Here is a 21,926-nt window from a genome sequence, read left to right on the forward strand (position 1 = left end):
CCAGATTGGTTCGATTAAAAGATACGAAAATAACTAAAATAATTCTGGGTGATTTTTATTTCAATTCCAGATTGGTTCGATTAAAAGTCCCTACGACCTTTCGGCAAACTTCCGACTAATCCCATTTCAATTCCAGATTGGTTCGATTAAAAGTAGAACATACTGTCGAAGGTGTTCTGGAGGTAAAATTTCAATTCCAGATTGGTTCGATTAAAAGTTATTAATGACATTTTTTTAGTGTTGAGGGTTATTAATTTCAATTCCAGATTGGTTCGATTAAAAGAGCGAGGAATTTTGAATCAACGTCCGCTTTTTCCGCATTTCAATTCCAGATTGGTTCGATTAAAAGAGCTTAATGAGCGGCTTCAGATCATTATTGTGCTTTCATTTCAATTCCAGATTGGTTCGATTAAAAGGGTAAAAGAAGCTGGATTCGTGGATGATGTGGATTATTTCAATTCCAGATTGGTTCGATTAAAAGACGAATAAATACCATTCTTCCCCTACTATCGCGATCCGATTTCAATTCCAGATTGGTTCGATTAAAAGTTGAGACGCAATACCAGCAAAACCCGAAACCGAAAGATTTCAATTCCAGATTGGTTCGATTAAAAGAAGTCTTCCACGCTGTTCTACTTGTCCCGCTGTTCTATTTCAATTCCAGATTGGTTCGATTAAAAGGATGTCCATCTCCTTTTTCACGTCCTGCTTTTCGGAATTTCAATTCCAGATTGGTTCGATTAAAAGTCCGCCGTCGGCTTTCTCGCCTTCATCAGCTTTTACATTTCAATTCCAGATTGGTTCGATTAAAAGCATTTGATATAAAATTTAAAAGTTAATAATCAATTATATTTCAATTCCAGATTGGTTCGATTAAAAGCCGAAATGAAGGGAGCAACACACGGCAACCGAGGGAAATTTCAATTCCAGATTGGTTCGATTAAAAGAAGTCTTCCACGCTGTTCTACTTGTCCCGCTGTTCTATTTCAATTCCAGATTGGTTCGATTAAAAGAAGCAAGAGTTTCTTGATAAATTTTCAGAATTAAAATTTCAATTCCAGATTGGTTCGATTAAAAGGTAATCTTATCGATTAATTCAACCTTCGAAGGATGATTTCAATTCCAGATTGGTTCGATTAAAAGTCCTGCACCGGACTGATTGATTAATGAATTATTGAATTTCAATTCCAGATTGGTTCGATTAAAAGTTTCGTAAACAAAGCCCGCAATTTGCGCGGGCAAATTTCAATTCCAGATTGGTTCGATTAAAAGTGTAAATCTCACCTTGAAATTCTTTTCCGCAAAAAATTTCAATTCCAGATTGGTTCGATTAAAAGTATATCCTTGCCAAAGAGTATAAATTCTCATTACAAATTTCAATTCCAGATTGGTTCGATTAAAAGTCTACCGCCGTTGCCGGTGGATTTATGAGCAGGAAAACGGATTTCAATTCCAGATTGGTTCGATTAAAAGTAGCAATAGCAATGTTTTCTTTTGCAAGCATTTCCGATTTCAATTCCAGATTGGTTCGATTAAAAGCGCATTCTGTAACCTGAACACGGAACTCGGATTTATTTCAATTCCAGATTGGTTCGATTAAAAGGTCAGTACGGGAACTTTGCTGGTAGGCGACGTGAAATTTCAATTCCAGATTGGTTCGATTAAAAGTCCAAATTCACGTCATCCATCAGGAAAACCTCGTAATTTCAATTCCAGATTGGTTCGATTAAAAGACATCCAGTCAAGCAAACGCGGCAGACCTAAAGAATATTTCAATTCCAGATTGGTTCGATTAAAAGCGTACGGCACTCTAAAACGTGGTAACAAAAACATATTTCAATTCCAGATTGGTTCGATTAAAAGGATTCGGCTTCGGGTAACTTTAGACCTTATTTTTTATTTCAATTCCAGATTGGTTCGATTAAAAGTCTACGATGTGGGATTCAACACCGATACACCTTGTATTTCAATTCCAGATTGGTTCGATTAAAAGTGGTCTGTAAATAAAGTTGACGTTCAAAGCAGGGAAATTTCAATTCCAGATTGGTTCGATTAAAAGAAGAAACCTCTCCCTTTTTTCCGTTACGGCAACTTTATTTCAATTCCAGATTGGTTCGATTAAAAGCTCAGAACGTAACGACGATGTCGTCTATGTTCAAATTTCAATTCCAGATTGGTTCGATTAAAAGTATCCATCGCAGGGAATTTACACCGTGAAGATTAATTTCAATTCCAGATTGGTTCGATTAAAAGCGTTTTGGATAGGCGTAGCGATTGTCTCGAACATCTAATTTCAATTCCAGATTGGTTCGATTAAAAGTTCAACGGAAAAAACATCTTTTTCCAATCTTACGAATTTCAATTCCAGATTGGTTCGATTAAAAGTCATCCTCGGACTTTCGATGGATGAACTTCAACCATATTTCAATTCCAGATTGGTTCGATTAAAAGTTCGGCTTTGACGAGGATTAATAATTTGGAAGCTATTTCAATTCCAGATTGGTTCGATTAAAAGTCTTGTTTGCGATAAGTTCCTTCACAGCCTCTTCCAATTTCAATTCCAGATTGGTTCGATTAAAAGAACTGGTAAAACAACCGAAGAAGCACGTTTTTTCGTTATTTCAATTCCAGATTGGTTCGATTAAAAGTTGTTTACCGTCTGCAATCAATTTCTTAATGTAGTTAATTTCAATTCCAGATTGGTTCGATTAAAAGTATTTGGAAAGGAATAGAATTTCTCCGTCTTGTTCCATTTCAATTCCAGATTGGTTCGATTAAAAGGCCGTAGTTGAAGATATAATCAAACACCTCGTCTTTATTTCAATTCCAGATTGGTTCGATTAAAAGTGAAAACCGTTCGGACTTGGATATGAAGGAAGTAAATTTCAATTCCAGATTGGTTCGATTAAAAGCGTTTTCCAATTTTTAGGATAATTTTTATAATCTATATTTCAATTCCAGATTGGTTCGATTAAAAGGCTGCGATTGAACCCTTCACAAAAGCTCTCTTATCGATTTCAATTCCAGATTGGTTCGATTAAAAGTAGAAAAACTTAGTATTATCAGTAATAGTACCCGTATTTCAATTCCAGATTGGTTCGATTAAAAGATACAATAGTACTCACTATTGTGCTAATCCTAATCATATTTCAATTCCAGATTGGTTCGATTAAAAGATGGCGTAGATTCCATTCGGGGCAGTTTCTTCTACATTTCAATTCCAGATTGGTTCGATTAAAAGAAATTTTCTTTTACTTCAAATTTTCGCTTTCATTATATTTCAATTCCAGATTGGTTCGATTAAAAGCCGGAAGACTGGAAAGATATTACCACAATTTGCTAATTTCAATTCCAGATTGGTTCGATTAAAAGTTATCTGTGTCCTGCAAAAGTTCCGACAATAGGATAATTTCAATTCCAGATTGGTTCGATTAAAAGATAGCTCAGAATTTCCGTTTCGGGGGTTTCAATATTATTTCAATTCCAGATTGGTTCGATTAAAAGATTACCAACAAATAGTGCTATTATTAAAGTTTCAGAATTTCAATTCCAGATTGGTTCGATTAAAAGTGTTTTGCTCCTCCGCCGACATTTTGCCGATCTCTTATTTCAATTCCAGATTGGTTCGATTAAAAGAGCAGAGTTTCGCAACATGGTATCAGGAATTTCCAGATTTCAATTCCAGATTGGTTCGATTAAAAGAGTCTTTTCGGGGCAAATCTGAACCGCAGAGACTTGGATTTCAATTCCAGATTGGTTCGATTAAAAGCCTCAATGTCGGTAATGTCTGCAAGTCCTCATTCGATTTCAATTCCAGATTGGTTCGATTAAAAGTTGAGTTTTACTTTTGCCCCGTCAATTTCCAACACTATTTCAATTCCAGATTGGTTCGATTAAAAGACTGGTTCGGAGATTACTATTTAGGAGGTTCAAACGGATTTCAATTCCAGATTGGTTCGATTAAAAGGGAATTAACGAACTGAATGCAGTTGGAATAAAAAAATTTCAATTCCAGATTGGTTCGATTAAAAGATAATTCCCAAAATGACACAATTACAACAGATGATGATTTCAATTCCAGATTGGTTCGATTAAAAGTACCCGAGCGAAAAAAATATGTTCTCACATTCTACTATTTCAATTCCAGATTGGTTCGATTAAAAGTCGTTTTTCTGTAGAATTTTTCCTGTGATTTCCATATTTCAATTCCAGATTGGTTCGATTAAAAGCATATCAATTATTACCTGATTCGCCCTTTGGTCTATTATTTCAATTCCAGATTGGTTCGATTAAAAGAGCTAAACTATCCATATAGTGGTCGTTCTTTTTAATATTTCAATTCCAGATTGGTTCGATTAAAAGTCTGGATGAGGACGCCATCAATGAGATTTCTACCAATTTCAATTCCAGATTGGTTCGATTAAAAGATGTGGTGCTTTATGCACAATATTACTTATCTTTCGAATTTCAATTCCAGATTGGTTCGATTAAAAGGGGTGAAAAGTTTTGGAGTTTCCGGATTGGTAGTATTTCAATTCCAGATTGGTTCGATTAAAAGGGCAGAAGCATCCAGTAAGAATTCGCCGTTCGATATTTCAATTCCAGATTGGTTCGATTAAAAGCGTCCGCATCGAAATCATTGAAATCGGCAACTCCGAATTTCAATTCCAGATTGGTTCGATTAAAAGACGAAAATGCGTAGAAAGCAATCGCCCTTTTAACAATATTTCAATTCCAGATTGGTTCGATTAAAAGTTTTATTGCCTATTTTCGATAGTTTGGAATTGCATAATTTCAATTCCAGATTGGTTCGATTAAAAGAACAGATACTGTAGGATATCAAGTCTTCAACACAATTTCAATTCCAGATTGGTTCGATTAAAAGTGAGATTTTCCGATTTTATTTTTCCAGTGCTGTCAGATTTCAATTCCAGATTGGTTCGATTAAAAGGAGCGGAGAGACCCCGAAATGAAGGGAGCAACACAATTTCAATTCCAGATTGGTTCGATTAAAAGTCGTTGCAGACGAAACACCGAGAGTTTTAAATCCAATTTCAATTCCAGATTGGTTCGATTAAAAGTTTTCAATAATTCGTGCCAAATTGAGCGGTAGATTATTTCAATTCCAGATTGGTTCGATTAAAAGCAGGAGGGGAACGGAGCGGAGCGAAGTGTTGTCAGGGCATTTCAATTCCAGATTGGTTCGATTAAAAGCCCAAATAGGCTCATCTGCATATTCCGTTAAATCTTATTTCAATTCCAGATTGGTTCGATTAAAAGCTGTCTGCAGAATGATTACGTTACTTTCGATGATAAATTTCAATTCCAGATTGGTTCGATTAAAAGTATTTATAGAAATATCCTAATGATCGTGAATAATATTTCAATTCCAGATTGGTTCGATTAAAAGAATAAAGCGGGTTACCGCTTATTCACTGCCTTATTGATTTCAATTCCAGATTGGTTCGATTAAAAGTTAAATCTTCTGCTGTTCTTGCGTATGGTTTTCTAAATTTCAATTCCAGATTGGTTCGATTAAAAGTATAAATAATGCGCTAATATCTCGTGAACAATGCCAATTTCAATTCCAGATTGGTTCGATTAAAAGCCGAAAACCCACAAGGAAACCAGCCACTAAACAGACATTTCAATTCCAGATTGGTTCGATTAAAAGGTTCGCGGACTGATCAGCTTGTTTAAATCTACATCATTTCAATTCCAGATTGGTTCGATTAAAAGAAACGAAGAACCTTGCTTCTTCCGTTGTTTTTCCTGATTTCAATTCCAGATTGGTTCGATTAAAAGCTCAATGTTGGTAATGTCTGCAAGTCCTCATTCGATTTCAATTCCAGATTGGTTCGATTAAAAGCTTTTAACAACCAATTTTGATGTAGAAACTACCTTATTTCAATTCCAGATTGGTTCGATTAAAAGTTTAGAGCTCCGAGCGGTGCAAGTCTGTTTAGTGGCATTTCAATTCCAGATTGGTTCGATTAAAAGTTCCTGTTGCTGTTTTTAATAATTCCGAATTATTTATTTCAATTCCAGATTGGTTCGATTAAAAGATCCAAAGAAATTCCGCCCAAATCGGAAAGCATCTTTATTTCAATTCCAGATTGGTTCGATTAAAAGGCAGGATGCAAAGATATCAAGTATTGTTAGCTATATTTCAATTCCAGATTGGTTCGATTAAAAGACGTTATTTCGACAAGTATAAAAACCTTGTTTCCAAGGTTTTGTATTGGTAAATATAGTGATTTTTCTGATTAAAAATCGTCGATACCCAATCATAGGATTTACCTTGGATATCGACGACAGAGCAATCTTCTGAATCTCAATGTTTTATAAATTTTCGTAAATGTCAAAGACCTTCTTTGCATGTTTCCACTGTCTCTGCGACAACTATAAAAAGGTGTCCAAATCATTTTTTTCCAGCCCTACAACCTGTTTTTCCAGCCATTTCTCCTGCCGGCTCTTGAAGATGATGATGCTATCCGTCTCGTCATCCATGATGTGTTTGGCTTTTTCAACGAGTTCTTTCAGTTTCACCTCCGTTATCTCGCCTTCGAAAACGCTGTTCTGTATCCAGTTCAAATATTGCCTGCACAACTTGAGCATCTTGCCCACGCGCTTTACATTGATATCGTAAACCAAAATCACATACATATCACCACCACGCCTTAAAAGGTTGATACTCTTCCATATCCATTATATGCTTCATAAGTTTATAGCATTCTAATTTTACCAAATGCTTATAGCTCACGCTTCTGCCGAGCGAGCGGTGCTTTATAGTTTCATTCAGTTTTTCTTCCCACGCGCGCACCACTTTTTTTCGTCCCGATTCCTTTAAAAGGCACTGGTTCAGCTTTTTATCAAAATCGGAACTCTGGATGACTTTCTTGTTGAGCAGGGCAAACATCGTGCGGTCCACCAAAATGGGCTTGAATATTTCCGCCAGATCCAACGCCAGGGAATACCGCCTAAAGCCCGGCTCATGCAGAAAGCTCACCGTGGGATCGAGCTGGGTATGGTAAATTTGATCCAAGCAAAGTGTGTAACACATCATATTCATAAACGAAATCAGGGCATTTACCTCATTTGAAGGCGGTTGCTTGGTTCGGTTTCCCATCTCGAAATCATTGATGATGGTATCGAACGCCTCGTAATAAGTCATCCTGATATTCCCTTCGATGCCCATAATCTCGCTGATGCCGTTGTATTGCTCCAAAGATTGGGACAACTCGCTGATTTTGGTAATCTGAACTTCGCAGTTTTTGCTCCTGCTGCTATAATATTTTAAATTTTTGGTCATATTGAAGGCCGCTCCCTCCACCAATTTTCGGGCAATGGCGGCGCGCTTCTTTTTGTTGGTATAATGCCCCACCTGCTGTATCAGCACCTTCCCGCTCAATAGATAATCCTTGGACATAAAGCTGCCCGTGTAATGCTCGTAATAATCGAAGAAATGAACTGAAATCTGGTTTTTGCCCAAGAAGTTATACATCGCAGAATTGGCATCGAGAGCGCCAAAGCAGTAAAGGTTTTTCACGCCTTCCACGGGGATGTATTTCGGCATGCCTTCTCTCCCCTCTTCATCTGTAGGCACAAATTTCAGGGTATTGTCCTTCCGGCTCAGTCTCCCGGGATTAAAAAGGTAGTAGGATTTTTTCATTATTCTTCGATATAGCACAACTCATAATAACTGCAGCTTTTACAAATCTTCGCATTGATCTTTGGCGGGCAAAGTTCAGCTTCGATAAGGGATTTTACTTTCTGCACGGTTTCCTGCAAAAATAACCGGTCGGTTTGAGAAAGCAACACCTCGTCCGTCCTTCGCAATTTGGGATATTCCAAAGTTGCGGTTACGCCCTCAATGCCATTCAGCTCCAGTAACCAAATGTAAAATTTCACCTGCCACTCGTGCGCTTCCTCCACCTTATCGCTGCGTTTGGTTTCGTGGATGATTTTATTTTTGGCATCGTAAAAATCTATTTTTCCCGACAAGTCTATTCCATCAAAACTTGCCGAAACCTCAATCTCATTATATTTTTCCGCCCGCTGCGGATAGCTTGTTTCATGAAGCAATTTCCCGTCATAAACGGTGTCGGAAGTGTGCTCCATATTGATGCCGTTTGCAAAAAGCCAAAGCTTGCGCGGGCAAACAATATAGTAGTTGATATGTGTGGCAATGAGGTGCATAAAGAAAGCGGCACACAGCCGCTTATATTTTATTGGTTTTCGTAATCGAAAGCCATCAATAAATCAATCAGTTTTTGCTCGGCTTGTTCAAGGGCATCGGCAAAACCAACAGCACCTGATATATATGCATTTGCAATCGGTGTTACAAATAAATCTGCTTTTGCCGTTTCATCTATTCTTGGCGTAGCTGTCGGTCTATCCTTGTCTTCACGCAGTTCGCCACGAATAGAATATGCCAATTGGTTTGCGTTATCACTAATTGCAATCGCCAAGGTGTCCATCAAACTAAACGTTCTTGATTGGTTTGAAGTTATCCGCCAATTAATTAATGCTTTTGCCAAAGCGGGAATTATCTTTTCCCTTTCTTCTTTTGGGCAAATCAGGCATTTACCAAAAATATTTTCACCCTCAACCCAACCTGCATTTCTTAACTTCTCTTCAATTTCAGGGAATAATTCAGGCTCAAGTTTATTGGTAGATACACAAAACAATGTTCTTAAGTCAATAGCAATGTCGTACACAAATAATCCACTTGCTCTGGTTTGATCTTGAATAAAAGCACGATTGGGCAATGTTCTTTGATTTGTAGTTAACCACTCGGTTAGTTCTTCTTCAGTTAATTTTGCGCCTCTTTTATTTTTCTCAACCCAAAAAACATTTACATGATGATGTTCGGGATGTGAAGTACGATCAAAAGAAAGATTCTCTGTAGGAGATTCTATACCACCCAATAAAGGATGTAGAGGACGCATTGCTGAAATTGATAAAGGGCTTCTACGCTTTACCGTTCCTGCACCTGATTCCGCTTTCATATAACCGCCAAGCAATTGGTCTGGAAACGTAGGGTCGCAAGGAGAATGCGGCTCTTTTTGACTTGCCTTGTTATCCTTTTTATCGATTTCCCAATTAAAAGTAATTGCTGCAAATGGCAAATTTAATGCTTCGATTACAGATCGCTTAACTTGTTGTCCACTTGAATAGGCCATTTTATATCCAAACTGTGGATCGTAATAAAATTTTTGACCATCATTGACAGCAAATACAGTATGCTCTGCTCTGCGCAGACCACGCAAATAAATAAATGGATTATTACTCATGATTTTGATGTTTTATTATTTTTGAAAATTATACTCAAATCTTATTAATGTGATAAAAAGCGGAAAATTGTCAGAAGGCATTTTCAGCACTTCTTCTACTACACTTTTGAATAGTTCTTTATCAGAATCTGTCTTATCCATCAATTCTGAAATATTCTCAATGAATTTGACCAAGGATCTCGATTCTCGAATATCTGCTGAAATTGTAGCATGAACTTTCTTGCCTCGCTCATCTTCCTTTTCAAATTTTAATAATACTTCGGCTATTTTTTCTGCCAAATGCAGTAAATCGGTTTTGTTTAGCATAGCGGTAATCCAAATTTTATAGAGTTGATAATATTGATATGATTCTTCGTTTGCAAATTTGAGTTCTTTTCCTTGCGCATATAACACAGAGCCTTTCGGCATATACTCTCTTAATTTAGCAGGCTCCAATGCTTTTAAGCCAATCATTCCCGTTTGACATGCGGCTTTGAAATTATAAAACGTTCCAAGTTTTATTATTTCTTTATCTGTTAAGATTGTATCCTCCTTATCAATAAAAAGTTTATCCCTCAATTCATACATTTCTGTAATCTCGTGTAAAAATATTTTTATAAATCCAAGGGTAGTATTGGTTTGCGACAGGTTATATGAATAAGCAATTAGATCCTTTTCTTTTGAATACTTTTTTGACAGATAAAATATCACTTCTGACCATTGTTTTGTAGGAATTGCAGTATTACCTTGCACTTCTGCTGTTTCAATTTGCAATCCTGCACCAGGATTCGATGCATTAAAGTCATCACTGAAACAATAACTAACCCACTGCCCATTCCATGTTTCAATTTGTTTATCTTTTACATTGGGCGTTTTCAAAAACTTTCTATACTGCGTCCAACCATTGTAAATTGTGAACATCAAATCCTCATTATCAATCAACATTACATAACCACCACTTACTCCAATACCAAATGCTTGTCCAATCCATGATGCATACATCTCTTCCGAATCAACAGCAACATCAATACTCGACAATTGTCCTGATGTTGTACCACCAACATCTTTTGCAGCATAGCCCACAAATATTGACATATTAGGCACATCATTTAAAATTGATTGATGTAAGTTTGCTAATTGAGCTTTTGCCTTTCCTCCATGTTTTTCTACATCCTCTGCTTTGGGTTTTTGAAAGAACGGGGAATTTCCAACATGCATCAGATGTGAATCATCATGAAAGAATAAAGGAAAAAACTCACCATTAAAAAACTCCTCAGCAGAATAATTCTTATTTTCCTTTTTGTTGTATAATTCCAAAAATTTTTTGCCAATATAACTTGTGTACATTTTACCAAATATTTTCGTGTTCAACTAATTCTAAACCATATTTTTCGTGCATTTCCTCCTTTTGTGGAACTACAAAAGGGCGACTGCCAACTTCCAACTGCTCGTACTCTTTTACATAACCGCGAAGGGTTTTCCAGTTTACTGGTATTTCAAATTCTATTCGTTGTTCCCAATTGCTTAATAAGTATTTTTCTCGGTCTGCTTCCAAAATACATGTTGCTCCCTCGATTTCGAGTGCTTCAATAAGTACTGATTTTTTGCAATCGGTCAGTTCTTTTAGCACAATCTGATTATCAATAAATTTTAGATGAATATCGATTTCTTTCATGTCGAAAACATCATACACCAGATCAATCCCTTCCTGTAAACTGCATTCTTCCAACACGGCACCATTTTCAGGAAGAGCACTAAAACTTTTTTGTAAAATATCTAACTTATATGGCAAGACATTTCCTTTGGGTTCAATAACATGCACAGACTTAAGTTTCCCGATATTTTTTTCAGACCTATATCTGTTTACTCTGCCAAATCTTTGAATTAGGGCATCCAAAGGTGCGCATTGTGTTATCATTCGATCAAAGCTTATATCTAAACTAACTTCTACAACTTGTGTAGAAACCACAATGCAGGGTTTAAATCCAACATTATCTTTCGTACCATTATAAAACTCCTTTAAATTATTCTCAAGATTTACCCTCAAACCTCTTTTAAAACGACTATGAATAAGCATTTTCGGAACGCTTGGATAATTTTCTTCTATTTTTTTAAACGCTTGTTGCGCACCCTTTACGGTATTATAAATGATAAGTAACTTTTCCTTATTTTCGATTGCCAGATTAATTAATTCAGAAATATCATAATCAGCAGAATGCTTATAAACCTTATGTCTATTAAACTTTTCCAACTCAGCATCTGACAACTTCACTTCGTACACATTTTCACTACTTCCAAGAATTTCTATCAATTTTTTATAAAGCAATGTAGGCATTGTAGCTGTGCCAATATGTATTCTACATTCAAGATATTTTAAAGCTTTGATAACTTCCAAAACCATTGCTTGCGAAAAGTCTGAATAAGTATGTATTTCATCAAGAATAACATCGCAACCCTTAATGTCTAACATTGCTGTTTCAAACCCCCTAATTCCAAATACAATGGAAGCAATCTGATGTGGAGTAAGAACCTTGATGGACGAACCTGCAAGCGGTTGTAAAATTTGTTCATCAACATAATTCTTGCCTCCTTCTCTTTTCACAACTATTTCGGAAGTTGCATGTAACAATCGAATATCTTTGTTCGGAACTACTTTTTTGAACCGTTGATACATAGCATTGATTGAAGCTTGAAAAGGTAATGTATAAAATATACGTCCCTTACATCTTTTCATCAAAAAATCTGTTTTGCCTGCTCCTGTAGGCGCAATAACAATTGTATGTAAGCGGGCATCACTTGTATCTATTAAAGAAAGTGGATATAGTTCCGACCTTCTGTCACTCCCATAGTAAAAAGATAGATTTGGCTTTTCAAACAAAGAATCTAATTGCTCGCTTGTCTTTTCATTAAAAGCTGAGGCAAAATGATCGGCGGCTTTTAATAAACCTCTCCATGGCGACCAGCCTGTTTTCTTTTGCTGACAATATTTTCGTACATATTGTAAAGACTCGGTAGCGTTTTCTTTTGATATTTCCGGACAATTATAACCAAAACTTTCTAAAAGCTCTTTTCCACATTCCCACCATTCATCCCAATCCAATAAATGATTACTTGCCCAATCACGCTCATCCGTTGAAATATCCAAAATACCCTTTCTTTTGCTATCATTTTGAACGGATTTATGATGGCCTACAACCATGTCAATTAACGCATCCCATTCTTCCTCAGGAAATGCACTCAAAAAAGCCAAAGAACTAATTTCATGACGATGTGTAATGCTTTCGAAGTGTCGCTTCTTTAATAGAGAATCATGATTATACTCTGATATTCGACTTCTAAAATGTGGATGCGCCTTTCCTATATCGTGCAAAACAGCACCTTTTTTAGCCAACTCAATATCAAACGGATAATCTAATTGTTCTGCAAACAACTCAATCGCATTTACAACATCTTTTGTATGATTTAATAAAGATGTTCCTCCATAATGAATACTCTTAGCATAGATGTCAGCTAATTTTATCATAAGTACGAATTGGATTGCCTACAATTTTTAATTCACCAAACATTTCCGAAGCACTATCAAACCTATTATGCCCAACCTTAAAGCCGTTCTTAACTGATTTACCCCAAATTAATTCAAAACCTCCAATATTTTCAAATTCCTCCATGGGCATATCCTGCATCCATTCCGGGTGCAATATATCTTCGTTTCGGCATAAACAAATAGATTGAGTATTTGCTTTTTCAGCATCAGAAATATGATTAAACGCCAAGTATAAATTTGGCTCAATCATTACACCTCTTTTTAAAATTCCAAGGTTTGTTTTATAGACACCTTTCTCTTTAGAAAATGAAAAGCCACCTTTTGCCCACGTTCTTTCTTGTTGAATATCAATACTGCAATAATTCAACCTATGCCCGACAATCTTTTTTATCCCAACTTCATTAAGCAATTCGGGAAACAACTTTTTTTCAATTCCTTCAACAATAGATGGCGTTAGAAACTGTTGTGAAAAGGTTTCACTATCTCGTACAGCTGTCCAAGGTTTGATAAAACCAAAAGGACCGGAATATTTTACAACGTATATTGTTTTCTCCATAATCTAATATTTTTCAATTGAACCAAATCCTACTCCCGTACTGTTTCCAAGGCCTACATTCCATGCAAATGCGATTTGCTCAGGTGCTCCCTCTATAAATACCGGACAAATATTAGCTTTATTCCTAATTTTACCATAGGAAATGATCTTGGTTTTAGGGTTCGAATATTCTTTATCAAAGTAAACACGCACACCTTCATCATCCATTCCCGCCTCTCTAAGTTTTGTCTTCAAGGTTGTTGTCATCAATTCATCCGATTCCTCGTCTTCGTAAGTATAATGCTTTTCATTTCCATCCTCCAATCTTCTCTTAATTAAAATTGGACTTGTAATGTAAAACCTTTCATGATCAAAAAATTCGGGCGTATCTTGAATCAAGACATCTCTTACTTTAATTCCGCAAAACATTTCGGGAGACTTCAAAATTCCTTTGATTACTTCTTTTGCCAACTCACTTTCATGAAAACTGAAAAACATATGCGAGTCGCGAGTTAGATTCAATCCCTTTTGAGATGGTTTTACATTTTGAAGCCATGAAAATGAATACAGACTTACAATTCCGTGCTGAGAATTGTTTTCACCAATCCATTTATGCACGCATCCCGTAAGCAATTTTTGATAATTGAACGGTATTATTTCAGTATTTTTAGTAAGTTTTATATGAAGCCTCATCGTCTATTTTTTTTCAAATTTAGATTTTATTTTTAAATTTGCCAAATCATTTTGAACTTTTAGAATTTAAAAAATCACTTTGAGCTTTTATTTTAATCGCACCGTTTGGAATTTTACAACAACTCTACAAACCGCTTCTCCCCAATCACTTCCAACCCGAAATCGGTAAAACCACGGATTTTGGTTTCGGCGGGCGTGTCGGCTTTTATCGTCATCAATCGCGATTTAGGTAGCTTATCAAATAGTTTTACTTCAATAGAAAGCATTTGCTGCGCAATATCCACATCAGGAAGTACCGATTTTATTTTCTCCTTCCAATTATATAGCAGGCTTTCAGCAAAACGCGGATCGGTAGGCGCTAAAAACTCATAATTGTCTTTTTCATTTTTACTCCCCGCCACGCAAGCCGATGCGGTTTCAAATTTTGCTTGAACTATTTCGTGGTCTTTTTTACCGGCAAATGGATTAGGCAAGGTTTCCACGGTCTGCACAATACCGGAAACACGGCTCTTCTTATCCGCAATATCCATCTGCTGACTCATAAATAAACCCTTAATAAAATTCTGCGATGCTTCCGGCAAATGGAAAGAAATTTCAAAAGAAATTGTATCGTTTTGCAAATTGAATCGGTCGCCTTCTGCCTTAAATTTTCCCCTTAAATCCGAAAAACAAAACAGCTTAAATCCTTTACCATATCCCGTCTCGTGCAGAAATTCCGCATAGTCTTTATCAGCTTTGTCAATAATTTTATAAATAGCCGCAGACAAGGGATATTGATAATTTATGGGCAGTTGCTTGCCCTTTGCAAACAAGGTAATTTTAAATCTCATAGGAAATGTTTTGATTTATGACGCGTACCTGTCTCCCAAAGTTATAACTTTTCTTATTTCTTTCCATAAACAAATAAATTATAATATTTAAACTCACAGTGCATTATCAAACGAGATTTATTTTTAAGTTGTTAATGTTTCTGTTAAACACAAATTTGTTTAGATATTGGATGGCTGTCAACGTCGTGATTTCCGCCAATATTCTTGTCTTAAACCCTTCAAACGTTTTCGCATAATTCCTTCTAATCATGAACTGGTCGCAAAGTTGGGAAAAGAGCGTCTCAATTCTTTTCCTGTATTTTTTGAATTGGAAAAACTGCGGCTTATAATCCTTCTGATTTTTTCTTTTGGTCGTTTCCAATTGGATGTTACTTGGCTTTTCGAAGATATAAATTTTAAGATTTTCAAATCCCTTAGATGTCTTCTTTTTCCATCGCTAGAAATCTCAGAACCTCGATAAAATTCAATAGATAGATTTATCTTTCCGTCCTTTAACTTTCTTTGTTTCAGTGTAATCTTCATAATTAGTACAGTTGTACCAAATTTCAGATTCGTGTGGTCAAATGTAATCACAAAAGCACAAACAAACTCTTATATGAGAAAATAAAATCTATGTAAATTATTGATAATCAAATAAAAGAAAGCAATAGAAATCAAAGAAAATTCTATTTATTTACCGATACAAAACTTGCCCATATCAGTGATTTGATTAACAGCGCATTGCAGTTTTCATAGAAACAAATTAGCAACAAAAACCCTCTAATATAGGCAGTTAACATCAAATCAAGGGCAAAATACGAAGTTATGAAAAATAAAAAACCGCTCCAATTTTGAAGCGGTTTCTAACAAGAATATTTAATCGGTCTAAGCAACCGTTACTGAGCTAAATAAAGACTGTTTGCCACCTTAGTTCCATCGTCAGAAACAAAACCAATATACATGGCTCGATGACATTCCGGTCGAATATTTCCTGTACCCCGAATACGATCCGCCGCTGGAAGCAGAAAACCTCACCAACATCGAAGGCACAGCGACCCTGTTTTAATCCCGCTATCCAAAAGTTGTAACCTGCCTCCCTCATCACCACATCAACCAATCACCACATCACCACATCGACCAATCACCACATCAACCCATCACCACATCGCCACATCAACCCATCAACCCATCAACCCATCTCCGCATCGCCACATCAACCCATCAACCGCCTATTGCACCAAACCGCAAGTCCACCGATGATCCGGAATGGTAGGAAATACCAGAAAAAATTTATTGGGCCGGTCAATTTTTTCAGCCGTCCCGTCATTCAGGTAACCGCCTTTAAAGTGGAGATTCCCCTTTTCATCCACCGTAAACTTACCATTGCTGGGCTTTTCAAATCCGGCATAGGTATAGGTGCCGTCTTTTTTTAAGGTAAAAGAACCTTTGGGAATATACTGATAAGACCCGCCGCTGTATTTGGCAACCGTACAGCCGTATTTACCCATTTTTGGCGCCCCATTATTGCTTTGGGATTTCACCATGTTTCCAAAGAAAAGCAAGAGCGCTATCGCTCCTAAACGCAAATATTTGTGTTTCATGCATAAAATTTTTATCTTCAAAAATACAATTTTTTCCTAAAAGTACCGGCGCTAGTGTTTTCTTTTTTGATTTTTGTGCAGCCGGTATAATCATACGGAGGTTTGTCATGGAATGTCACGCGATGCAATCGCGTGTGAGCGGGGGTAGACCTGGAACTTCAAATTCTTGCGGGTAAATAATCTCTCTCCATACAGCACTTAAAAAAAGGCTGCCTCATTTTTGGGGCAGCCTTTTTTATCAGCATTATTTTCAGCCGGTTTTCTGTAAGACATTCCGGATCTGTTCAGAGCTGATGCCCAGATACTCAGAAACTTCCTCTACGGTGACTTTCTGATGTTTGAGTTTTGCCTTTGAACTTTTAATTTTTCTCAAGATTCTTCTACAGTGGCCGATGCTGTAGTGGGTAACGGCATGAACGTCTACTGCGTCCATAATTAATTTCTCTTTCACTTTTTTCCATGTTTTTAAGCTTCATCATTCAGAAGTTTTTATTCAACAATTATTTTATTAAACTGATGTTCTTAAAATAACTGTGAGAAACTAGAAAGGAGCAGGAAAAGCAAAAGAACAGCCTACAGAGAAATTGGTTAATTTTTTCATGTGTAGATTGATTGGTTGTTTTTTGTTTGATTCTATTTTTTGGCAACTCTGTGAGATCCTGTTCAAACTTAGATTCAGAAATATTACTATCAATCCAAGGCCGCAAATAGTCACCGACTATGTTATTAAAGGATTTGAATTCAAAACTCATAAATCTAATTTTATCTTGTTAGCGGCTTCAATCTTTTTTGAATCAATAACTTTTGCATAAATCTGCGTTGTTCTCAGTTCTCTGTGCCCAAGAAGTTTTGAAACCGTATAAATGTCGGTTCCTGCTGCTAACTGCAAGGTAGCGTATGTATGACGAGCACAGTGAAAAGTTATGGTTCTATGGATGCCTGCAGCCATCATCCATTGTTGCAATTTCAGGTTATACCACGCAGAATATCTTAAATTTACAAAAACTCTTTCGTCCGTTTCACTGCGTTCTCCCAACAATCCAACTGCCTGTTCAGAAATTGGAAGTGTTTCTGCTCCTTTGGTTTTCTTCTGAATGAATCTGATATGATTTCCCAATTCATTTGAAAACTGAATTTCGGACCATACCAATTTTTGGCAATCAGACCACCGCAAACCTGTAAGCGCAGAAAACAGAAAAGCGGTTTTCATTACAGGAATTTCACACTCTGTTTTGGCGACTGCTTTAAGTTCTTCCAAACTTAAGTATTCCCGTTGCGGTTCTCCCTGTTTGAAGCCATCAACGTCTTCACCTGGATTGGTTGGTAATATTCTATCTCTTACCGCTTGCTTTAAAGCCGCTTTAAATTTATTGAAGTAGGAGTATTTAGAATTCTGGGAAAGTTTAACGCCTTCAGACTTTGTTTCTGCACCAACAAGATAATCTTTAAACCCTTCAACAAAATCACGATCTAAATTTTCAAACAAAAGATGTCCATTGGTATACTTCACAAGATGTTTATACATTGAAATCCAATTCCCGTGGTTGCCACTGCTGTCCTGCTTTTTGTCAGCAAGTTTTTTAATATAATCCAATGCACTGGCTTTTAGTTTCTCACTGTCCTGGAAGCCATACACTCCGTTCTGGATTTCAATTTGCCTTTTGGCTCTTACACTTTCTGCAAGTTGCAAGGTTTTTTTATTCAAATCCTTCTCCTCCTTTGTTTTAGCATTTGGATTCAGATAGAGTTTCAACTATTCCAGTTTGCGTTTACCTTTATGGTAAATCCAGATACAGACTGGTTTTTCCTCCTTGGTTGCGTTCTCGTAAAGTGACTTTCATATCTTGTGATTTTTGTTGCTGTCAGGCTGTTTTCAAGGTTTGTTGCTAGAAACAATTTTGTTGTTAGCAACAACAATACAGAAACAAAAGTAAAAAAGTGCAAATAAGCAACAGAAACAGGAAGGAAAATTTATATAAAATGCAATAAATGAAGGCGTTAACTAATCAAGTGCAAGGTAATCACTTTCCGATACAAAACTTCGAAAAAATATTCCCCAAAACCTCGTCGTTCGTAAACTCCCCGGAAATCTCACCGAGGTGTTCCAAAGCGTAACGAAGTTCGTAAGCCAAAAGTTCGGTGTGGAAACTTTGGGAGATGGCAGATTTTACACGCTTTACAGATTCCAAAGATTTTTGTAGGGACTCGTAATGCCTTTGATTGGTAATGACCGTGTTTTCAGAGGTTTTGATGTCCTCGATGTATTCCACCAGTTCATTTTTGATGGCTTCTACGGAAGTGCCTTCTTTGGCGGAAACGCCAATAATGGAATTGGTAAATTTTGGGAACAGTTCGGCTTTCACTTTTTTGTCAAAATCATTTTCAAAATAACCTCCCGAAAGGTCGATCTTATTGTGCAGAAGAATGATTTTCAAGTCTTCACGCCAAAAGGTTTTTACAAAATCGATGACTTCATGCGGTTCACTGTCGAACTCGTCATATAGGTAAAGAAGAATTTTCGCTGTGGAAATTTTTTCTTTGGCTTTTTGAACACCGATGGCCTCGATTTTATCCGTTGTTTCACGGATTCCAGCAGTATCGATGAAACGGAAGGCTGTACCTTTAATATGCAGAATTTCCTCGATCGTGTCGCGCGTCGTTCCCGCAATATCCGAAACGATGGCTCTTTCTTCCTTTAATAAAGCATTCAGTAACGTAGATTTTCCTGCGTTGGGTTTTCCGATAATGGCGACATCTACCCCATTTTTGATGGCGTTTCCGTACTGGAAGCTGTCGATTAGTGACGAAAGTTTATCCTCGATTTTATTTAAAAGCTTATTCAGAGCGGAACGGTCTGCAAACTCCACGTCTTCCTCCGCGAAATCAAGTTCGAGTTCAACCAATGAAGTAAAGTTGAGCAAATCTCCACGGAGATTAGAAATCTCGTTAGAAATCCCGCCTTTCAACTGATTTAAAGCGACTTTCCTCGAAGCTTCATTTTCGGACGCGATCAGATCCGCAATCGATTCTGCCTGACTCAGGTCGATCCTTCCGTTCATGAACGCGCGCATCGTAAACTCACCCGCTTTCGCCATTCTCGCCCCGTTTTTTATTAAAACTTCCAGAATTTTTTTGGCAATATGCGGCGATCCGTGAAACGAAATTTCAACAGAATTCTCTGTGGTAAAGGTTTTTGGCGAATGAAAAACTGAAACCATCACCTCATCGATAACTTCGTTTTCATCTTTAATGAAGCCATAATGAACTGAATGAGATTTCACTTTTTCAAGGTTTTTACCCTGAAAAACTTTATCCACGATTTTAAAAGAGCGCTCTCCAGAAACCCTGATAATCCCGATCGCGCCGATTCCGTTGGCAGTTGCTAATGCGCAGATTGTGTCGTTGTTCATTTGGCAAATTTACACAAAAAAACCTCCTGGACTTTCCATCCTGAAGGTTCATATTTTTTAGAAATATACTTTAAATTGGTTTCACCTGCTCCAAAAACCAATCCCTTACTTCGCCCTCCAGATCGTTTTCGAGTTTTTCCTTGCACCATTGGTGGTAGTTGTTCAGCCATTCTTTTTCTGGTTCGGTGAGAAGGGAAACCTCGATCACATTGCGGTCGAACGGACAGATCGTCAAGGTTTCGAATTCGTAGAAACTTCCGAAGTCGGTTTTCTTCCATTCTTTCACAGCGATCAGATTTTCGTGGCGGATTCCGTAGTGGTAGTCGAAATAGAATCCCGGCTCGTTGGAAACCACCATTCCCGGAATCAGATCCTGGAAGTTCATATCCTTTCTGATATTTTGCGGACCTTCGTGCACGTTCATAAAGCTTCCCACACCGTGTCCCGTTCCGTGGTTGTAGTCTTTTGCCTCTTTCCACAACGCCATTCTCGCAAATGCGTCGAGCTGCACTCCCCTCGTTCCTTTCGGGAATTTCACCATTGAGAGTTGGATCATTCCTTTTAAAGCTAACGTACAATTACGCTTGAACTCATCGGAAACTGCTCCCAAAGCCAAAGTTCTGGTAATGTCCGTAGTTCCTTCCAGATACTGTCCGCCGGAATCGACGAGGATAGATGACGCATTGGTCACTTCCTTGCTTCCCTCGCTTTTCGCCGAGTAATGCATGATGGCACCGTTTTCCAGATAGCCGACGATGGAACCGAAACTTTCGCCCACAAAGTTTTTGCCTTCCGCACGGAAACTACGAAGTTTCTTCCCGATGGAATATTCGGTCATCGCTTCTTTTCCAGCTTGATGAGTGAGCCAGTACAGGAACTTCACCATCGCCACACCATCGCGCTGCATCACCGTTCTGAAACCTTCGAGTTCGGTTTCGTTCTTAATGGCTTTCATCAGATTGCCGGGAACAGGTGCTTTGATAAAGGTATTGTCGGTTTTGAGATGCTCAAAAATCGATTGGTTGCTGTTTGGCGAAATGAGGATGGCTTGATTCTTTATTTGTTTCAAAGCGGTAAAGAATTCGTCGTACGGACGCACCTTCACGAAGGAATCGTACATCTGTTTTCTGGCGTGGTCGTCGAGTTTTTCTGTATCTACAAAAAGTTCAGCCGTGTCTTTTGTTAAAACGATATACCCTAAGAACACCGGGTTTGCCTGAACATCGCTTCCCCTTAAATTTAAAGTCCACGCTACATCGTCCAAACTTGAAATAATGTGGGTGGAAGCTCCCATTTCCTCCATCTTATTACGGATGTCGAAGAGTTTATCTGTTACTGATCTTCCTGCTCTTTCGATGGGATGCACGAAAACCGGGTTCTTTTTCGCATTGGGATTTCTGTTTGTCCAGATCTCCTTTAGCAATGGTAAATCCACCAATTTTCTACCTTTTGCCGAAAGCTTCTCAGTCAGCAATTCCCAGTTGGAGTTGGAAGTCGCCAAAGCATTTACAGCAACGGTTCCTTTTTCCGGCGTTTCAGAAATGATCCAGTCGATATAGTTGGGTGTTCCTTCCATACCGTCCTTCATCAGTACAATTCCTGAACCTTCGAGCTCGATCGGCGCCTGTACGAAATATCTTCCGTCGGTCCACAAAGCCGCATTGTTTTTGGTCACCACCACGAATCCAGCAGAACCGGTAAAACCTGAAAGCCACGACCTTTCCTGCCACTCGTCGGGAAGATACTCGCTCATGTGAGGATCTGCCGAAAAGACGATGAAAGCGTCGATATTGTTTTCTGACATTTTTTGGCGGAGCGCCGATATTTTTTGTGAAGAAGTCATACCTGAAATTTTTTGTGAATTTACAAAGAAATTGAGAGCCGACCGTAACCGAAGTACTATTTTTTTATAGTAATAAACCTACAGTGCTTGATATACTTGCCACGAAATCGAAGATTCGACGGAGTCAATACACGAATTTTCATAAAAATGACAAATATTTTTATATTCCTCTCAAATAATTGAATGCTTAATATTCAATTTATTCTTGTGATGATT

At 37.6% G+C, this 21,926-nt stretch carries 14 protein-coding genes, 1 pseudogene and 1 CRISPR repeat array (1 of these 16 running past the window's edge); all 15 genes and pseudogenes read right to left on the reverse strand.

Annotated elements, in window-relative coordinates; all coding sequences use genetic code 11:
- Positions 1 to 6,196: direct repeats of the CRISPR family, unit length 30 nt; unit sequence ATTTCAATTCCAGATTGGTTCGATTAAAAG (it extends 2,761 nt beyond the left edge of the window).
- Positions 6,197 to 6,402: 206 nt separating this feature from the next.
- Positions 6,403 to 6,666 carry a CRISPR-associated endonuclease Cas2 gene (gene cas2, locus MTP09_RS08520; RefSeq protein ID WP_263008864.1) on the reverse strand — a complete coding sequence of 88 codons (264 nt, stop codon included), beginning with the start codon at positions 6,664 to 6,666 and terminating at the stop codon, positions 6,403 to 6,405.
- Position 6,667: 1 nt separating this feature from the next.
- Positions 6,668 to 7,672, reverse strand: a complete 1,005-nt coding sequence (gene cas1b, locus MTP09_RS08525) for a type I-B CRISPR-associated endonuclease Cas1b (protein WP_243547918.1) — start codon at positions 7,670 to 7,672, stop codon at positions 6,668 to 6,670.
- A complete protein-coding gene (gene cas4, locus MTP09_RS08530) occupies positions 7,672 to 8,199 on the reverse strand; it encodes a CRISPR-associated protein Cas4 (RefSeq protein WP_243547920.1) in 528 nt (175 codons plus the stop codon). Before cas4 ends, cas1b begins: the two co-directional genes overlap by 1 nt.
- A gap of 29 nt (positions 8,200 to 8,228) precedes the next feature.
- The gene (locus MTP09_RS08535) at positions 8,229 to 9,296 is read right to left on the reverse strand and encodes a hypothetical protein (protein WP_243547922.1); all 1,068 of its coding nucleotides are present in this window, start codon (positions 9,294 to 9,296) and stop codon (positions 8,229 to 8,231) included.
- A gap of 15 nt (positions 9,297 to 9,311) precedes the next feature.
- The gene (locus MTP09_RS08540) at positions 9,312 to 10,622 is read right to left on the reverse strand and encodes a hypothetical protein (RefSeq protein ID WP_243547924.1); all 1,311 of its coding nucleotides are present in this window, start codon (positions 10,620 to 10,622) and stop codon (positions 9,312 to 9,314) included.
- A gap of 1 nt (position 10,623) precedes the next feature.
- The gene (gene cas3, locus MTP09_RS08545; RefSeq protein WP_243547926.1) at positions 10,624 to 12,798 is read right to left on the reverse strand and encodes a CRISPR-associated helicase Cas3'; all 2,175 of its coding nucleotides are present in this window, start codon (positions 12,796 to 12,798) and stop codon (positions 10,624 to 10,626) included.
- Complete coding sequence (locus MTP09_RS08550; RefSeq protein ID WP_243547927.1) at positions 12,782 to 13,375, reverse strand: hypothetical protein; 594 nt, start codon at positions 13,373 to 13,375, stop codon at positions 12,782 to 12,784. The genes cas3 and MTP09_RS08550 overlap by 17 nt, the downstream gene beginning before the upstream one ends.
- 3 nt (positions 13,376 to 13,378) lie before the next feature.
- Positions 13,379 to 14,047 (reverse strand): CRISPR-associated endoribonuclease Cas6, encoded by a 669-nt coding sequence (gene cas6, locus MTP09_RS08555; RefSeq protein WP_243547929.1) that lies wholly within the window; start codon positions 14,045 to 14,047, stop codon positions 13,379 to 13,381.
- 113 nt (positions 14,048 to 14,160) lie between these two features.
- Complete coding sequence (locus MTP09_RS08560; protein ID WP_243547931.1) at positions 14,161 to 14,877, reverse strand: CRISPR-associated endoribonuclease Cas6; 717 nt, start codon at positions 14,875 to 14,877, stop codon at positions 14,161 to 14,163.
- A 106-nt stretch (positions 14,878 to 14,983) separates the two neighbouring features.
- Positions 14,984 to 15,247, reverse strand: a pseudogene (locus MTP09_RS08565) (transposase); the annotation flags it as partial.
- Positions 15,248 to 16,085: 838 nt separating this feature from the next.
- Positions 16,086 to 16,457 carry a hypothetical protein gene (locus MTP09_RS08570; protein ID WP_243547933.1) on the reverse strand — a complete coding sequence of 124 codons (372 nt, stop codon included), beginning with the start codon at positions 16,455 to 16,457 and terminating at the stop codon, positions 16,086 to 16,088.
- 250 nt (positions 16,458 to 16,707) lie between these two features.
- Positions 16,708 to 16,890 carry a hypothetical protein gene (locus tag MTP09_RS08575; protein WP_243547935.1) on the reverse strand — a complete coding sequence of 61 codons (183 nt, stop codon included), beginning with the start codon at positions 16,888 to 16,890 and terminating at the stop codon, positions 16,708 to 16,710.
- A gap of 315 nt (positions 16,891 to 17,205) precedes the next feature.
- On the reverse strand, positions 17,206 to 18,051 hold the full coding sequence (locus tag MTP09_RS08580; RefSeq protein WP_243547936.1) for a tyrosine-type recombinase/integrase: 846 nt from the start codon (positions 18,049 to 18,051) through the stop codon (positions 17,206 to 17,208).
- Positions 18,052 to 18,478: 427 nt separating this feature from the next.
- The gene (gene mnmE / locus MTP09_RS08585) at positions 18,479 to 19,867 is read right to left on the reverse strand and encodes a tRNA uridine-5-carboxymethylaminomethyl(34) synthesis GTPase MnmE (RefSeq protein ID WP_243547938.1); all 1,389 of its coding nucleotides are present in this window, start codon (positions 19,865 to 19,867) and stop codon (positions 18,479 to 18,481) included.
- A 70-nt stretch (positions 19,868 to 19,937) separates the two neighbouring features.
- On the reverse strand, positions 19,938 to 21,710 hold the full coding sequence (locus tag MTP09_RS08590) for an aminopeptidase P family protein (RefSeq protein WP_243547939.1): 1,773 nt from the start codon (positions 21,708 to 21,710) through the stop codon (positions 19,938 to 19,940).
- Between the last annotated feature and the right edge of the window lie 216 nt (positions 21,711 to 21,926).

The sequence above is a fragment of the Chryseobacterium suipulveris genome (assembly GCF_022811685.1).
GTDB lineage: Bacteria > Bacteroidota > Bacteroidia > Flavobacteriales > Weeksellaceae > Kaistella > Kaistella suipulveris.

Bases quoted from the DNA above. Each gene is read 5' to 3' on its own strand.
- cas2 (WP_263008864.1), bottom strand. From the start codon at position 6,666: ATGTATGTGATTTTGGTTTACGATATCAATGTAAAGCGCGTGGGCAAG.
- cas1b (WP_243547918.1), bottom strand. From the start codon at position 7,672: ATGAAAAAATCCTACTACCTTTTTAATCCCGGGAGACTGAGCCGGAAG.
- cas4 (WP_243547920.1), bottom strand. From the start codon at position 8,199: ATGCACCTCATTGCCACACATATCAACTACTATATTGTTTGCCCGCGC.
- MTP09_RS08535 (WP_243547922.1), bottom strand. From the start codon at position 9,296: ATGAGTAATAATCCATTTATTTATTTGCGTGGTCTGCGCAGAGCAGAG.
- MTP09_RS08540 (WP_243547924.1), bottom strand. From the start codon at position 10,622: ATGTACACAAGTTATATTGGCAAAAAATTTTTGGAATTATACAACAAA.
- cas3 (WP_243547926.1), bottom strand. From the start codon at position 12,798: ATGATAAAATTAGCTGACATCTATGCTAAGAGTATTCATTATGGAGGA.
- MTP09_RS08550 (WP_243547927.1), bottom strand. From the start codon at position 13,375: ATGGAGAAAACAATATACGTTGTAAAATATTCCGGTCCTTTTGGTTTT.
- cas6 (WP_243547929.1), bottom strand. From the start codon at position 14,047: ATGAGGCTTCATATAAAACTTACTAAAAATACTGAAATAATACCGTTC.
- MTP09_RS08560 (WP_243547931.1), bottom strand. From the start codon at position 14,877: ATGAGATTTAAAATTACCTTGTTTGCAAAGGGCAAGCAACTGCCCATA.
- MTP09_RS08570 (WP_243547933.1), bottom strand. From the start codon at position 16,457: ATGAAACACAAATATTTGCGTTTAGGAGCGATAGCGCTCTTGCTTTTC.
- MTP09_RS08575 (WP_243547935.1), bottom strand. From the start codon at position 16,890: ATGGACGCAGTAGACGTTCATGCCGTTACCCACTACAGCATCGGCCAC.
- mnmE (WP_243547938.1), bottom strand. From the start codon at position 19,867: ATGAACAACGACACAATCTGCGCATTAGCAACTGCCAACGGAATCGGC.
- MTP09_RS08590 (WP_243547939.1), bottom strand. From the start codon at position 21,710: ATGACTTCTTCACAAAAAATATCGGCGCTCCGCCAAAAAATGTCAGAA.